The sequence below is a fragment of the Pseudomonas saudiphocaensis genome (genome assembly GCF_000756775.1).
GTDB lineage: Bacteria > Pseudomonadota > Gammaproteobacteria > Pseudomonadales > Pseudomonadaceae > Stutzerimonas > Stutzerimonas saudiphocaensis.
This window is the reverse complement of sequence record NZ_CCSF01000001.1, coordinates 353,681-366,467: the sequence shown is the minus strand read 5'-3', so window position 1 is coordinate 366,467 and position 12,787 is coordinate 353,681. Positions and strand designations below refer to the sequence as shown.

Annotated in this window: 13 protein-coding genes; 7 read left to right on the top strand and 6 right to left on the bottom strand. The window is 60.2% G+C overall.

Annotated elements, in window-relative coordinates; all coding sequences use genetic code 11:
* A complete protein-coding gene (gene cysK / locus BN1079_RS01825) occupies positions 1-975 on the bottom strand; it encodes a cysteine synthase A (protein ID WP_037021903.1) in 975 nt (324 codons plus the stop codon).
* 123 nt (positions 976-1,098) lie between these two features.
* Here cysK and BN1079_RS01820 point away from each other — a divergent pair, with 123 nt between their 5' ends.
* From BN1079_RS01820 to BN1079_RS01800, 5 genes are all read left to right on the top strand, one after another.
* Positions 1,099-2,172 (top strand): DUF748 domain-containing protein, encoded by a 1,074-nt coding sequence (locus tag BN1079_RS01820; RefSeq protein ID WP_037021902.1) that lies wholly within the window; start codon positions 1,099-1,101, stop codon positions 2,170-2,172.
* Between the two features lie 139 nt (positions 2,173-2,311).
* On the top strand, positions 2,312-3,157 hold the full coding sequence (locus BN1079_RS01815; protein WP_037021901.1) for an AAA family ATPase: 846 nt from the start codon (positions 2,312-2,314) through the stop codon (positions 3,155-3,157).
* A gap of 55 nt (positions 3,158-3,212) precedes the next feature.
* Positions 3,213-3,617, top strand: a complete 405-nt coding sequence (locus tag BN1079_RS01810; RefSeq protein WP_037021900.1) for a GFA family protein — start codon at positions 3,213-3,215, stop codon at positions 3,615-3,617.
* An 18-nt stretch (positions 3,618-3,635) separates the two neighbouring features.
* Positions 3,636-4,814, top strand: coding sequence for a vWA domain-containing protein (locus tag BN1079_RS01805; RefSeq protein ID WP_037021899.1), 1,179 nt, complete (start codon positions 3,636-3,638; stop codon positions 4,812-4,814).
* A gap of 110 nt (positions 4,815-4,924) precedes the next feature.
* Entirely contained in the window at positions 4,925-5,470 is a 546-nt protein-coding gene (locus BN1079_RS01800) for a hypothetical protein (protein ID WP_037021898.1), read from the top strand.
* A gap of 42 nt (positions 5,471-5,512) precedes the next feature.
* Here BN1079_RS01800 and BN1079_RS01795 read toward each other — a convergent pair whose 3' ends face one another.
* The 3 genes from BN1079_RS01795 to BN1079_RS01785 are packed head-to-tail and all read right to left on the bottom strand — an operon-like array spanning position 5,513 to position 7,297.
* Positions 5,513-6,028, bottom strand: a complete 516-nt coding sequence (locus BN1079_RS01795) for a DUF2937 family protein (RefSeq protein ID WP_037021897.1) — start codon at positions 6,026-6,028, stop codon at positions 5,513-5,515.
* Positions 6,022-6,804: a class II glutamine amidotransferase gene (locus BN1079_RS01790; protein WP_037021895.1), complete on the bottom strand. Its 783-nt coding sequence runs from the start codon at positions 6,802-6,804 to the stop codon at positions 6,022-6,024. The genes BN1079_RS01795 and BN1079_RS01790 overlap by 7 nt, the downstream gene beginning before the upstream one ends.
* A gap of 19 nt (positions 6,805-6,823) precedes the next feature.
* Positions 6,824-7,297 carry a hypothetical protein gene (locus tag BN1079_RS01785; protein WP_037021892.1) on the bottom strand — a complete coding sequence of 158 codons (474 nt, stop codon included), beginning with the start codon at positions 7,295-7,297 and terminating at the stop codon, positions 6,824-6,826.
* Positions 7,298-7,485: 188 nt separating this feature from the next.
* Here BN1079_RS01785 and BN1079_RS01780 point away from each other — a divergent pair, with 188 nt between their 5' ends.
* Positions 7,486-7,926, top strand: a complete 441-nt coding sequence (locus tag BN1079_RS01780; protein WP_037021890.1) for a universal stress protein — start codon at positions 7,486-7,488, stop codon at positions 7,924-7,926.
* On the opposite strand, the gene BN1079_RS01775 is transcribed toward BN1079_RS01780, so the two are convergent.
* On the bottom strand, positions 7,927-8,619 hold the full coding sequence (locus tag BN1079_RS01775; protein ID WP_037021889.1) for a DUF6901 family protein: 693 nt from the start codon (positions 8,617-8,619) through the stop codon (positions 7,927-7,929).
* Positions 8,620-8,719: 100 nt separating this feature from the next.
* Positions 8,720-10,639, bottom strand: a complete 1,920-nt coding sequence (locus BN1079_RS01770; protein ID WP_037021887.1) for an ATP-binding cassette domain-containing protein — start codon at positions 10,637-10,639, stop codon at positions 8,720-8,722.
* 213 nt (positions 10,640-10,852) lie between these two features.
* On the opposite strand from BN1079_RS01770, the gene BN1079_RS01765 reads away from it, so the two are divergent.
* Complete coding sequence (locus BN1079_RS01765; RefSeq protein WP_037021886.1) at positions 10,853-12,781, top strand: transglycosylase SLT domain-containing protein; 1,929 nt, start codon at positions 10,853-10,855, stop codon at positions 12,779-12,781.
* Positions 12,782-12,787: the final 6 nt, after the last annotated feature.

The window sequence follows — 12,787 nt, the reverse complement described above, 5'->3', positions numbered from 1 at the left end:
TTACTGCTGGAGCTCTTGTTCACCGAAGATATCAGCGAAAAGCATCGTCGACAGATAGCGCTCACCCGAGTCCGGCAGGATCACGACGATGGTGCGCCCGTTCATTTCAGGACGTTCGGCCAGGCGCACCGCTGCAGCCATGGCGGCACCACCAGAAATTCCGCAGAGGATGCCCTCTTCGCGCATGAGGCGCAGGGCCATGTTCTTGGCCTCTTCGTCATCCACCAGCTCGACCCGGTCCACCAGCGACAGGTCCAGGTTCTTTGGCACGAAACCGGCGCCGATACCCTGGATCTTGTGTGGGCTGGGTTTGACCTCTTCCTTGGCCAGCGTCTGAGTGATGACCGGCGAACCGGCCGGCTCGACCGCCACACTGATGATCTGCTTGCCCTTGGTCTGTTTGATGTAGCGCGAGACACCGGTCAGGGTGCCGCCGGTTCCCACGCCCGAAACCAGCACATCGATGCCGCCATCCGTGTCGTTCCAGATTTCCGGACCGGTAGTCTTCTCGTGAATAGCCGGGTTGGATGGGTTCTCGAACTGCTGCGGCATGTAATACAGCTCGGGGTTCGAGGCCGCGATTTCACTGGCCTTCTCGATGGCGCCCTTCATCCCCTTGGCCGGATCGGTCAGCACCAGTTCGGCACCCAGAGCCTTCAACACCTTGCGCCGCTCCAGACTCATGGACGACGGCATGGTCAGGATCAGCTTGTAACCCCTGGCCGCTGCGACGAAGGCCAGGCCAATCCCGGTATTGCCAGAGGTAGGCTCGACCAGGGTCATGCCCGGTTTGAGGGAGCCGTTTTCCTCGGCGTCCCAGATCATTCCGGCACCGATCCGGCATTTCACCGAATGCGCTGGATTGCGGCCCTCGATCTTGGCCAGGATGGTCACGCCCTTGGGTCCCTGGCGGTTGATCATCACCAGCGGCGTATTGCCGATGGCGCGTGCGTTGTCTGCATAGATGCGGCTCATGATGTGTCCTTGCAATGAGAAAAAACAGAGTCTGAGCCTATGCGCTGATGGGAGCGTAGTCCAGCCGAACTCCTGCCCGGGGGTTTGGGTCCATCCAATACGCCATGTCTGGACCGCACCAAGATGAAAAGCCGCCGACTTTCCCTGTGGATTCTGCTTGCGCTCGCCGTCGCGCTCATCGTGCTGCATCTGGCGCTGCCCGGCCTGGTGCGCGACTACTTGAACCGGCAGATGGCCGATATGGGCGACTACCAGGGGCATATAGAAGATGTCGATCTGGCCTGGTGGCGCGGCGGCTATCGGCTCGAAGGGCTGCTCATCGAAAAGAAGGATTCGCAGGTTCAGGCGCCTCTATTCAACGCGCCGCTGATCGACATCGCCATCAGCTGGAGCGAATTGTGGCAGCACCGTGCGATCGTCGCCGAGGTGCTGTTCCTGCAGCCCGAACTCAACTTCGTTGACGGTGGTGCTGAAGGTGAATCGCAAACCGGTGACGGCGTTGACTGGCGTGATCAACTCGACGCCCTGCTACCTATAACCCTCAATGAAATCCGCGTACTGGATGGCCAGGTGTCGTTTCGCAATTTCAGCGCCGAGCCACCGGTAAATGTCTACGCCAGCGCCATCGAAGCGACCCTGTACAACCTGACCAACAGTGCCGATGCCCAGGGCGAGCGAGTCGCCACCTTCGAAGGCACGGCCAAGCTGTTCAACCAGGCGCCCATGGAGGCGCGGGCCAGCTTCGACCCCTTTACCGACTGGGAGGACTTCGAGGTGAGCCTGCGCGTTACCGGAGTCGACCTGACCCAGCTGAACGACTTCAGCAGCGCCTACGGCAGTTTCGACTTTGCCAAAGGCACCGGCGACCTGGTCATGGAAATCGAGGCCAACGACAGCCAGCTCAACGGTTACATCAAGCCGCTGCTGCGCAACGTCGAGGTCTTCAACTTCCGTCAGGACATAGAGGCAGAGGACAAGGGGTTCTTCAGAGGCATCTGGGAAGCCGTGGTCGGCGGCGGCCAGCAGGTGCTGCAGAATCAGCGCAAGGACCAGTTCGCCACTCGCATCGAATTGTCCGGCAGCACGCGCAGTACCGATATCAGCCCCTTCCAGGCTTTTATCGAGGTTCTGCGCAATGCTTTCGTCGAGGCCTTCTCGGCCCGTTTCGAACGCTCGCTGAGCGAAGACGACGAGTGACCACGAACACCTGAGTGCCGCTCGATCATTCAGTGACTGAATGCGCCGCTCACGTTCACAGCAGCGCGCCCTTCACTTATAGTCAGGCGCAAAATTCATACATGCACCGCCTGCCTGCAGGCCATCCAAGGAATTCTCGATGAAGTTCGAAGGCACTCAGTCCTATGTCGCGACCGACGATTTGAAGCTTGCGGTCAACGCCGCCATCACTCTTGAACGCCCTCTGCTGGTCAAGGGCGAGCCAGGTACCGGCAAGACCATGCTCGCCGAGCAGCTGGCCGAATCCTTTGGCGCCAAGCTGATCACCTGGCACATCAAATCCACCACCAAGGCGCATCAGGGGCTGTATGAATACGATGCCGTGAGCCGCCTGCGTGATTCGCAGCTGGGCGTGGACAGGGTTCATGACGTCAAGAACTACATCAAGAAGGGCAAGCTCTGGGAGGCCTTCGAGGCGGATGAGCGGGTCATTCTGCTGATCGACGAAATCGACAAGGCCGACATCGAGTTCCCCAACGACCTGTTGCAGGAACTCGACAAGATGGAGTTCTACGTCTACGAGACCAACGAAACCATCAAGGCGAAACAGCGACCGATCATCATCATTACCTCCAACAACGAAAAAGAACTGCCGGACGCCTTCCTGCGCCGCTGTTTCTTCCACTACATCGCCTTCCCTGACCGGGCCACGCTGCAGCGCATCGTCGACGTGCATTTCCCTGATATCAAGCAATCGCTGGTCAGCGAGGCGCTGGACGTCTTCTTCGACGTACGCAAGGTTCCGGGGCTGAAGAAGAAACCCTCCACCTCAGAGCTGGTCGACTGGTTGAAGCTGCTGATGGCGGACAACATCGGCGAGGCGGTGCTGCGCGAGCGCGATCCAACCAAGGCAATTCCGCCGCTGGCCGGCGCCCTGGTGAAGAACGAGCAGGACGTGATGCTGCTCGAACGCCTGGCCTTCATGACTCGCCGCCAAAGCCGCTGACTGCAGCCGGCTCCGCCCTTGGAGCCGTTGCGCCCGTCGCTTGGAGGAATGAGCCATGCAAAGCTATACCGGAAAATGCCTGTGCGGTGTCGTGCGCTATCGTATCGACGCACCCATCGACCAACTGACCCATTGCCACTGCAGCATGTGCCGCAAGGCCCACGGCGCCGCCTTCGCCAGTTATGCGAGCGTGCCGCTGGAGGCCTTCCACTTCATGTCCGGCAAGGATCAGTTGGGCGTCTACCACTCATCCGCACATGTCACGCGTACCTTTTGCATCCGCTGCGGCTCCAATCTGCAGTTCGTCGATAACCGCGAGCATGAACTGGGTGTTGCAGTAGGCACGCTCGACTCGCCACTGCCCGCCCCACCGCAGACGCACATATTCGTCGACTCCAAGGCCGACTGGTACGAAATCCGCGACGAACTGCCCCAATACAACGGCGACAGCCCCCGCTGATCGCCCAGAGGTTCTGTAATGCTGCTTGGCCTGTTCAATGAAATGCGTGCCGCCAAAGTACCCGTATCGGTGCGCGAGCTACTGGATCTGATCGATGCGCTGGAGCACCGCGTCGTCTTTGCCGATATGGACGAGTTCTACTATCTGGCACGCACGGTGATGGTCAAGGACGAGCGCCATTTCGACAAGTTCGACCGGGCCTTCGGCGCCTACTTCAATGGTCTGCAGAGCCTCGACCAGCATCTGGAGGCGCTGATTCCCGAAGAGTGGCTGCGCAAGGAGTTCGAGCGCAGCCTCAGCGACGAAGAGCGTGCACAGATCCAGTCCCTGGGCGGTCTGGACAAGCTGATCGAAGAATTCAAGAAGCGCCTGGAAGAGCAGAAGGAGCGCCATGCCGGTGGCAACAAGTGGATCGGCACTGGCGGTACCAGCCCCTTCGGCTCGGGCGGCTACAACCCGGAGGGTATCCGCGTTGGCGATGCCGGCAAGCGTCAGGGCCGCGCCGTGAAGGTGTGGGACCAGCGCGAATACAAGAACCTCGACGATCAGGTTGAACTGGGCACGCGCAACATCAAGGTCGCCCTGCGCCGACTGCGCAAGTTCGCGCGTCAGGGCGCCGCGGAAGAACTGGATATCGACGGCACCATCGACCACACCGCACGCGATGCAGGGTTACTGAACATCCAGATGCGCCCCGAACGACGCAACGCGGTGAAGCTGCTGATCCTGTTCGATATCGGCGGCTCGATGGACGCCCATGTGAAGGTTTGCGAGGAGCTGTTTTCAGCCTGCAAGACCGAGTTCAAGCATCTTGAGTACTTCTACTTCCACAATTTCATTTATGAATCCGTCTGGAAGAACAACTTCCGCCGCACCGCCGAGCGCACTCCAACCATGGATCTGCTGCATAAGTACGGCCCGGACTGGAAGATAGTTTTCGTCGGCGACGCAGCCATGGCGCCCTATGAGATCACCCAGCCGGGCGGCAGCGTCGAGCACTGGAACGAAGAAGCCGGCTATGTCTGGATGCAGCGTTTTACGGAGCAGTACAAGAAACTTATCTGGATCAATCCCTACCCCAAGGACACCTGGGGCTACACCGCATCCACGAGCATCGTTCGCGAGCTGGTGCAGGACCATATGTATCCCCTGACCCTGAGCGGCTTGGAAGAAGGCATGAGCTTTCTGGCGAAATAAGCGGCTTATCCCGTTGCTATCAATCGGATGAAGCACCGCCGCCAGGCTCGCCATCGCGCTGGAAGTCGGCTACTCCTTAAAACGCAATCAGCGTTTTCGGGAGATAAACCATGAATGACGAAGAACCGCGCCAGCTGCCCACTGCCTTCTTTGTCGAAGCCCTGACCCTGGCCGCAACGGTACTCGGCGGCGCAAAGGACGGAAAAGAACTGCTGGACAGCCTCGGCAGCCGCATCGACCCTGCCAAACCGCTGCGCTACGCCGTGCAAACCTGCGAGCTGCGCGACGGCCATATCCTGATTCGGGTCCAGATTCGTAACAGCGGCGAACACGGCGTCCATGTACAGTCTCTGGCAACCGAGGAGACACTCAAGACCGGGATTCTGGAAGTCCGCGACGTTACCGGCCGCGACGCCGAGGTCGGCTTCAAGATGTCTGCAGACTCCGACACCACTCTATTAAGCGACCGCCTGTTCCTTGCGCCAAGAGTTGCGCGATTGCTGGAGATAAGGCTGCAAGCCTTTGACGAGCGACGCTTGCGCAGCACACCGCACGGAAAACTGATAGTCGGCTACGTGGTCAGCGGCGTAGCGAGAAGCAACCTGCGTGACGAGCTGGAGTTCGCGTTCCCCACCCGCACCAGCCTCCTTTCATAATTCATCTGAGTCGTCGCGAGGCAGCTCCGACAGACGCACAGATTAGTAGCGGCGCAACCGATCGTTGCGCCTAGGCCATAGCAAGCTGGCCAGCAGCATACCCAGCGCCTCTACTACCCAGGCCAGGACCAGCGCGCAGGCGATGCCCCAGGCAATGGCTCGTGGCGCCAGCAGCACCTGGAATCGATAGCCCTGCCACACTTCACTGCGTAGGCGGGCTTCGCCCGCGATCGCCACATGCCACGCCTGCGCATACCAGGGTTGCTGCATGGCCTGCCATTCGCGCTCAAGCAGACGGGCGCGTTGGAGCAAGACACTCACACTCTGGGCATCGCTCTGAAAAACCGGGTCCTCGCTGCTGCGGTAATGCTCCACCAGCACATCCATGTCGCCGTGAAAGAAACGGCGCGCCGTCTCCTGGAACCCTTGCAAACCCTCTTGCGCTTCTGCTCGACGGGCCTCGATATGCTGGGCATAAGCCTCGATGAAGCCCGGCACCTGCACGCCTACCAGCAGTCCCAAGGCGAACAGAGTCAAGCGCAGGTAGCTTCTCAGCATGGTTCTATCTGCCCGCGTGCGATGCATTCGCCCAGACGCCAGAGCGTCCATTCGCCGGGCTGGTGGATGTCCCACTGTTCGTTATCGGTCAAAGCCTCGGTGGCCAGCACCGTCACCACGTCGTCAGGTGTGGTTTCGGCAGTGAAGTCCACGGTCAGCTCGGCATCCTTAAGCTGCGCCGGACCGAAGGGCGCCCGCCGGGTGATGTGCGCCAGCTTGGTGGTGCAGAAACTGAACAGCCATTCCCCGTTACTCAACAGGCAGTTGAATACGCCCCGGGCACGGTAGCCCGCACAGGCTTCAAGCAAGTGTGGCAGCAGGTCCCGGGCCTCGACCCGGTCAGGAAAGTCGGTGCGGATTCGGTTGAGCAGGTCGCAGAAGGCTGCTTCGCTATCGGTATCGCCCACCGGCCGGTAGAAACCTTGCGGCGGATTGAAGTCGGCGAGTTGGCCGTTGTGAGCGAAACACCAGTGCTGACCCCAGAGTTCACGCACGAAAGGATGGGTATTGACCAGCGCCACCTTGCCAACGTTGGCCTGACGAATATGGCCGATCACCACTTCACTCTTGATCGGATAGCGCTGAACCATCTTCGCCACCTCCGACTCGCAACTGGCCACAGGATCCTGAAACAGACGCAGGCCACGCCCTTCGTAAAAGGCGATGCCCCAGCCATCGCGGTGCGGCCCGGTGCGCCCACCTCGCTGCATCAACCCGGTAAAGCTGAAGTGGATATCCGTAGGGACATTGGCACTCATGCCGAGCAATTCACACATCGCGAGCTCCGGTTTCAGATCACAGGCGGGGTTCGGTTCTGGTCTGGTAGCGGCCTGTCGGACGGTAACCCGCGTCGTCTTCCTCGGCTTCTTCGAGCCGTTCACGCAGGGTCCGCGGATCTTCTTCGGCTGCGGCGGCTTCGCGCCGACGACGCAGCTTGCGCTCGATTGGCCAGCGCAGCGCCACCACCACGGCGTACAGAGCGAAGGCAATCAATCCGTAGAGCGCCAGATCGGCAACCGCACGCCAGGCGTTGGTACCGACCTCGAATAGTAGGTCTAGGGCAGTAATGGCCACGGCAGGAGCGAACAGTTCCTTCTCGGCATCAACGATGGTCGGTGTCAGCAGCAAAACGGTAACAATCAGTCGCAAAGGCTCACGCAACCAGCGCCACAAGGGACGAGTCATACGGAACCACACCAGCAGGCAGCCCAGCGCGGCTATCCCATAAACCGTCCAGGCAAGCAGATATTCATTGGCGATCAGGAACATGAAAGTCTCTTTTGGGAAAGTGCACCGGCATTGACGCCGCGCATGATAACAGCCAGAAGCCCCTCATCCGTCACTTCGGCGATGCGATAGCACTGGCCACCCTGCTACCAACGCCGTATAAACGCGAAAACAAAAATGGCATCGCAAGGGCCATACTGTCCTTAACAGGCACAGCCAGGAGAATAATCATGAACTACCATCATATTCTGGTCGCTACCGACCTTAACGACGAGTGCCATCCGCTCGTCGCGCGGGCCCAGGCTCTGGCGACCGCGAGCAACGCCAAGCTGGCGCTGGTGCATGTCATCGAACCGATGGCCATGGCGTTCGGTGGCGATGTTCCGATGGATTTGTCCATGCTCCAGCAACAGCAGTTCGACCAGGCTCGCGAGCGTATCGCAAGCTTTGCCGACCGCTACCCTGGCCTGACTCCGGAGCAGCAGCACCTGGCTTACGGGCAGCCTCGACAGGAGATCCACCGCCTGGCCAAGGAAAATGACTGTGACCTGATCGTGGTAGGCAGCCATGGCCGTCATGGTCTGGCACTGCTGCTGGGTTCAACCGCCAATGACGTCCTTCACGGCGCCCCATGCGATGTGCTCGCCGTGCGCCTGAAAAAGGCCGAGTGATCAGGCGACTTCGACACCCTCTCCGGCAGACATGACCAAAGGCCTGATCTTCTGCAACTGGGTTTCCAGGGAGTAGGTCAGGCTCGATGCCATGGAAAAGAAGGTAAGAAAGGCTTTCAGGTTGGAGTCGCCGTGACAGGTGTCATGAATACGCTGCCAGAAAGCCTGATTGACCAATTGTAGCTGTTGGAACGAGCGCACCAACCCACGCAACTCCCAGTCGGCATGCCGCCCTTCGCGCAGGTTGAAATACTGCCTGGCCAGATAAAGGGAAACGGCTCGCAGTACAAACTCGTGATTGCTGGCAAAAGGCAGGTGCTGCTGTGCCATCGGCCGGAGTGTTCGCAGAACCGGGCAGGCGCTGGTCGCCATGATCACGCCCAGCAACGCACGTAAGCCCTCGTCCAGCCCGACCATCTTGTTGTACTCACGCTCCGGCGTGCGCACCCAGACTCGCGCCTTCTGCACGGCTGGCAGACCCTGAAAGTCTTCGATCACGCGATGCAAATCCACCGCCGCCGGGCAGTGGCTGAACTCGTCCCGGCTCAGCGGGCAGTTAACGCAACGCTGATGCTCGAGACGCGTCCATTTTGGCGCCTGGACAGCTACTTCCCTGTCATACCCGCGATCCATTTCGATGCGGTAACTGAAACTGTGCTCATCATCCAGAGTGATGCGATATTCGATGGCCATTTACGCTCCGCAATGATGGCGAACCTACATCATCCATTAAATACGACCTGTCATGGGTCGCATTGATCCAACTCAAACGCCATGCGGTATCGCTGGTCGATCAGCCTTCCAGTTCGGCCCAGCGCTCCAGCAAGCCATCCAGTTCCTGCTGCAAGCTTTCCAACCGGGCCAGAACCGCAGCCGTGGTTTCAGCAGGCTGCTGATAGAAACTCGCATCCGAGATTTCCACCTGCAGCGCTTCGATGGCCTGTTCCAGCTCATCGATCTGCTCGGGTAGCGCCTCCAGCTCACGCTGCAGCTTGTAGCTGAGTTTCTTCTTTACCGGCGCGGCTTCTTTAACCGGCGGTGCTTCTGTAACAGGTACTGCAACAGTTTCAGCCTTGGCTTCCTTCGCTTCAGCCTGAGTCTCGGCAACCCCAAGCAAACGTGGCGAACCACCCTGGCGCAGCCAGTCCTCGTAACCACCGACATATTCACGTACCACACCCTTGCCTTCGAATACCAGAGTGCTGGTCACCACGTTATCGAGAAACGCACGGTCGTGGCTGACAATCAGTACGGTGCCCTGGAAGCTCGCCAGGACTTCTTCAAGCAACTCCAGGGTTTCTACGTCGAGGTCGTTGGTCGGTTCGTCGAGCACCAGCAGGTTCGCCGGCTTACTGAACAGTCTTGCGAGCAAGAGTCGTGCCCGCTCCCCACCGGACAAGGCTTTTACCGGTGTACGCGCACGCTGTGGGCTGAAGAGGAAGTCGCCCAGATAGCTCAGCACATGGCGGTTCTGACCATCGATGGTAATGAAGTCGCGGCCCTCGGCGACGTTGTCGATAACGGTCTTTTCCAGGTCCAGCTGGTGACGTAACTGGTCGAAATACGCCACTTCCAGTTTGGTCCCAGCCTCCACCTTGCCGCTGGTTGGCTGCAGTTCGCCCAGCAGCAGCTTGAGCAGAGTAGTCTTGCCGGTGCCATTGGCGCCCAGCAGGCCGATGCGGTCGCTGCGCTGCAGGACCATGGAAAAGTCCCGTATCAGCGGTTCGCCACCCGGGTGAGCGAAGCTCACATGCTCAACGACGATCACCTGCTTGCCGGACTTCTCCGCCGCCTCGATCTGGATATTGGCCTTGCCCTGGCGCTCGCGACGCTCGCTGCGTTCAGCTCGCAGTGCCTTGAGCGCCCGTACCCGCCCCTCGTTGCGGGTACGGCGGGCCTTGATACCCTGACGAATCCAGACCTCCTCCTGGGCCAGCTTCTTGTCGAACAGCGCGTTGGCGGTTTCTTCAGCCGCCATCTGCTGCTCCTTGTGCACCAGGAAGCTTGCGTAATCGCCGTTCCAGTCGATCATGTGCCCGCGGTCGAGCTCCAGGATGCGCGTGGCCAGGCTCTGCAGAAAGGCACGGTCGTGGGTAATGAACAGCACGGCGCCGTTGAAACCCAGCAGCGCCTCTTCCAGCCAGGCGATAGCACCGATATCCAAGTGGTTGGTAGGCTCGTCCAGCAGCAGGAGGTCTGGCTCTGAAACCAGCGCTTGAGCCAGCAGCACACGCCGACGCCAACCTCCGGACAGCTCGGCCAGGGTCTTCTCGGCCGGCAGCTGCAGGCGGCTAAGGGTGCTGTCGACCAGCTGTTGCAGGCGCCAGCCGTCCTTTGCTTCCAGCTCCTGCTGAACATGCATGAGCTTTTCCAGGTCGGCATCATCGCGAATGTTCTGGCTCAGGTGGTGGTACTCAGCAAGCAACTGGCCGACGCCGGACAGACCTTCGGCCACAACGTCGAATACGGTACGCTCGTCGGCCTGCGGCAACTCCTGGGGCAGCTCGCCGATTTTCAATCCAGGCGCCCGCCAGATTTCGCCGTCATCCGGCAGCTGGCTGCCCTTTACCAGACTCAGCATGCTGGACTTGCCCGTGCCGTTGCGGCCGATGATGCAAACCCGCTCACCTCGCGCAATCTGCCAGGACACCCCGTCGAGCAGGGGATGAGTGCCGTAGGCGAGGGACACATCGGTCAACTTGAGCAGGGTCATGACTACCTCCGGAAAACTGGGCGCGCATTCTAGCAGACCGCCAAAAAACTAACCGGGCGGCCCCAGGCCGGAGGTCGCTACAGCCGGAGCGGATGCCCCTTCATCGGAAGGTCGGCTTTGTTTGTTTCAAGAGCTTAATCCGCGTTTAACTAGCTGACTGGCCACGCTAAGCTAGCCGCCAAACACCCCTCCCTGCCCGTCTCCGGAAGTATCATGCGCGGTCGCCTCTCCAGTTTCTGTTTTTGCCTGCTCCTCGCTACCGTAACCTTTCAAAACGCCCACGCCGCCAACCTCGAACAACAACGTCGCTATTACGACGAAGCCAAGCAGGCGTTGGCCAAAGGTGACAACGGGCCCTACCGGCGTTACGCCAGTGCCCTGCGCGACTATCCGCTCGAGCCGTACCTGGCCTATGACGACCTGACCGCACGGCTGAAGTCTGCCAGCAATACCGAGGTCGAAAAATTTCTCGCCGAGCATGGCGACCTGCCGCAGATCAGCTGGATGAAACTGCGCTGGCTGCGCCTGCTGGCCGCGCGTAACGATTGGCAGCCCTTCGTTCGCCACTACGATCCCAAGATGAATTTTGCCGAGCTGGACTGCCTGTACGGCCAGTACCAGCTCAGCAATGGCCAGGTACAAGAAGGCTACGCCACGGCTCAGCGGCTCTGGCTGGTAGGCAAGTCGCAGCACAATGCCTGCGACCCGCTGTTCGAGCGTTGGAGCGCAGCCGGCCAACTCACCGAGGAGCTGCGCTGGCAGCGCCTCAAGCTGGCAGTCGAAAGCGGCAATTACGGCCTGGCCGCCTTTCTGGCGAAAAGCCTGCCAACGCTCAAGGCTCAGGGTGAACGCCTGATCGAGGTGGCGCAGAAGCCGCAACTGCTGAAACAGCCTGAACGTTTTGCCGCAACCAACCAGACCACCGCAGACATCGTCTCGATTGGCCTGCGCCGCCTGGCGCGACAGGACCCCGAGCAGGCACTGGCGCTGCTCGACGGCTATGCCCGCCGTCTTTCGTTTTCGTCGGAAGAAAAGGTCGCCATCGCCCGGCAGATCGGCCTTACCTTGGCCAAGCGCTTCGATCCGCGCGCGCTGTCGGTAATGGCCGAATACGATCCGCAACTTCGCGACAATACGGTCAGCGAATGGCGCGCGCGCCTGCTGCTGCGCCTGGGTCGCTGGGAAGAAGCGCATACCCTGACCCAGCGTTTTCCGGACGAGCTGGCCAACAGCAATCGCTGGCGCTACTGGAAGGCTCGCAGCCTAGAGCTGGCTCAACCCAACAACAAGCAGGCAGCGCTGCTTTATCAGCCGGTATCCACCGAGCGTGATTTCTACGGGTTTTTGTCCGCTGATCGCATCCAGGCGCCCTACGCCTTCAATCACCAGCCAATGAAGCTGGACCCCAAGGTGGTGCGCAAGGTGCGTAACACCGCCGGCATTCGTCGCGCACTGGAATTCCATGCCCGTGGGCAAATCGTCGACGGTCGCCGCGAGTGGTACCACGTCAGCCGCCTATTCAGCCGCGAGGAGCTGGTCGCCCAGGCCCGCCTGGCCTATGACATGGAGTGGTATTTCCCGGCAATCCGTACCATCAGCCAAGCGCAATATTGGGACGACCTGGATATCCGCTTCCCCATGGCCCACCGCAATAGCCTGCTCCAAGCCGCCAAGGCGCGGGACATCCATCCCAGCTGGGCATTCGCGATCACCCGTCAGGAGAGCGGCTTCATGGCCGACGCGCGCTCCCACGTGGGCGCCACCGGCCTGATGCAGCTGATGCCTGCAACTGCCAAGGAAACCGCCAAACGCTTCAACATTCCATTGTCATCGCACCAGCAGGTCCTCAACCCCAACACCAATATTCAGCTGGGTACGGCCTACCTCAGCCAGATCTACGGGCAGTTCAAGGGCAATCGGGTGCTGGCCTCGGCTGCCTACAACGCAGGGCCCGGTCGGGTGCGCCAGTGGCTAAAAAACGCCGAACACCTGCCCTTCGACGTCTGGGTGGAAAACATCCCCTTCGATGAAACCCGCCAGTATGTTCAGAACGTGCTCACCTACTCAGTGATCTACGGACAGAAGCTCAACGCCCCACAGCCACTGGTCGAGTGGCACGAGCGTTATTTCGATACGCAGTGAGGCGAC

Bases quoted from the DNA above. Each gene is read 5' to 3' on its own strand.
- cysK (WP_037021903.1), bottom strand. From the start codon at position 975: ATGAGCCGCATCTATGCAGACAACGCACGCGCCATCGGCAATACGCCG.
- BN1079_RS01820 (WP_037021902.1), top strand. From the start codon at position 1,099: ATGAAAAGCCGCCGACTTTCCCTGTGGATTCTGCTTGCGCTCGCCGTC.
- BN1079_RS01815 (WP_037021901.1), top strand. From the start codon at position 2,312: ATGAAGTTCGAAGGCACTCAGTCCTATGTCGCGACCGACGATTTGAAG.
- BN1079_RS01810 (WP_037021900.1), top strand. From the start codon at position 3,213: ATGCAAAGCTATACCGGAAAATGCCTGTGCGGTGTCGTGCGCTATCGT.
- BN1079_RS01805 (WP_037021899.1), top strand. From the start codon at position 3,636: ATGCTGCTTGGCCTGTTCAATGAAATGCGTGCCGCCAAAGTACCCGTA.
- BN1079_RS01800 (WP_037021898.1), top strand. From the start codon at position 4,925: ATGAATGACGAAGAACCGCGCCAGCTGCCCACTGCCTTCTTTGTCGAA.
- BN1079_RS01795 (WP_037021897.1), bottom strand. From the start codon at position 6,028: ATGCTGAGAAGCTACCTGCGCTTGACTCTGTTCGCCTTGGGACTGCTG.
- BN1079_RS01790 (WP_037021895.1), bottom strand. From the start codon at position 6,804: ATGTGTGAATTGCTCGGCATGAGTGCCAATGTCCCTACGGATATCCAC.
- BN1079_RS01785 (WP_037021892.1), bottom strand. From the start codon at position 7,297: ATGTTCCTGATCGCCAATGAATATCTGCTTGCCTGGACGGTTTATGGG.
- BN1079_RS01780 (WP_037021890.1), top strand. From the start codon at position 7,486: ATGAACTACCATCATATTCTGGTCGCTACCGACCTTAACGACGAGTGC.
- BN1079_RS01775 (WP_037021889.1), bottom strand. From the start codon at position 8,619: ATGGCCATCGAATATCGCATCACTCTGGATGATGAGCACAGTTTCAGT.
- BN1079_RS01770 (WP_037021887.1), bottom strand. From the start codon at position 10,639: ATGACCCTGCTCAAGTTGACCGATGTGTCCCTCGCCTACGGCACTCAT.
- BN1079_RS01765 (WP_037021886.1), top strand. From the start codon at position 10,853: ATGCGCGGTCGCCTCTCCAGTTTCTGTTTTTGCCTGCTCCTCGCTACC.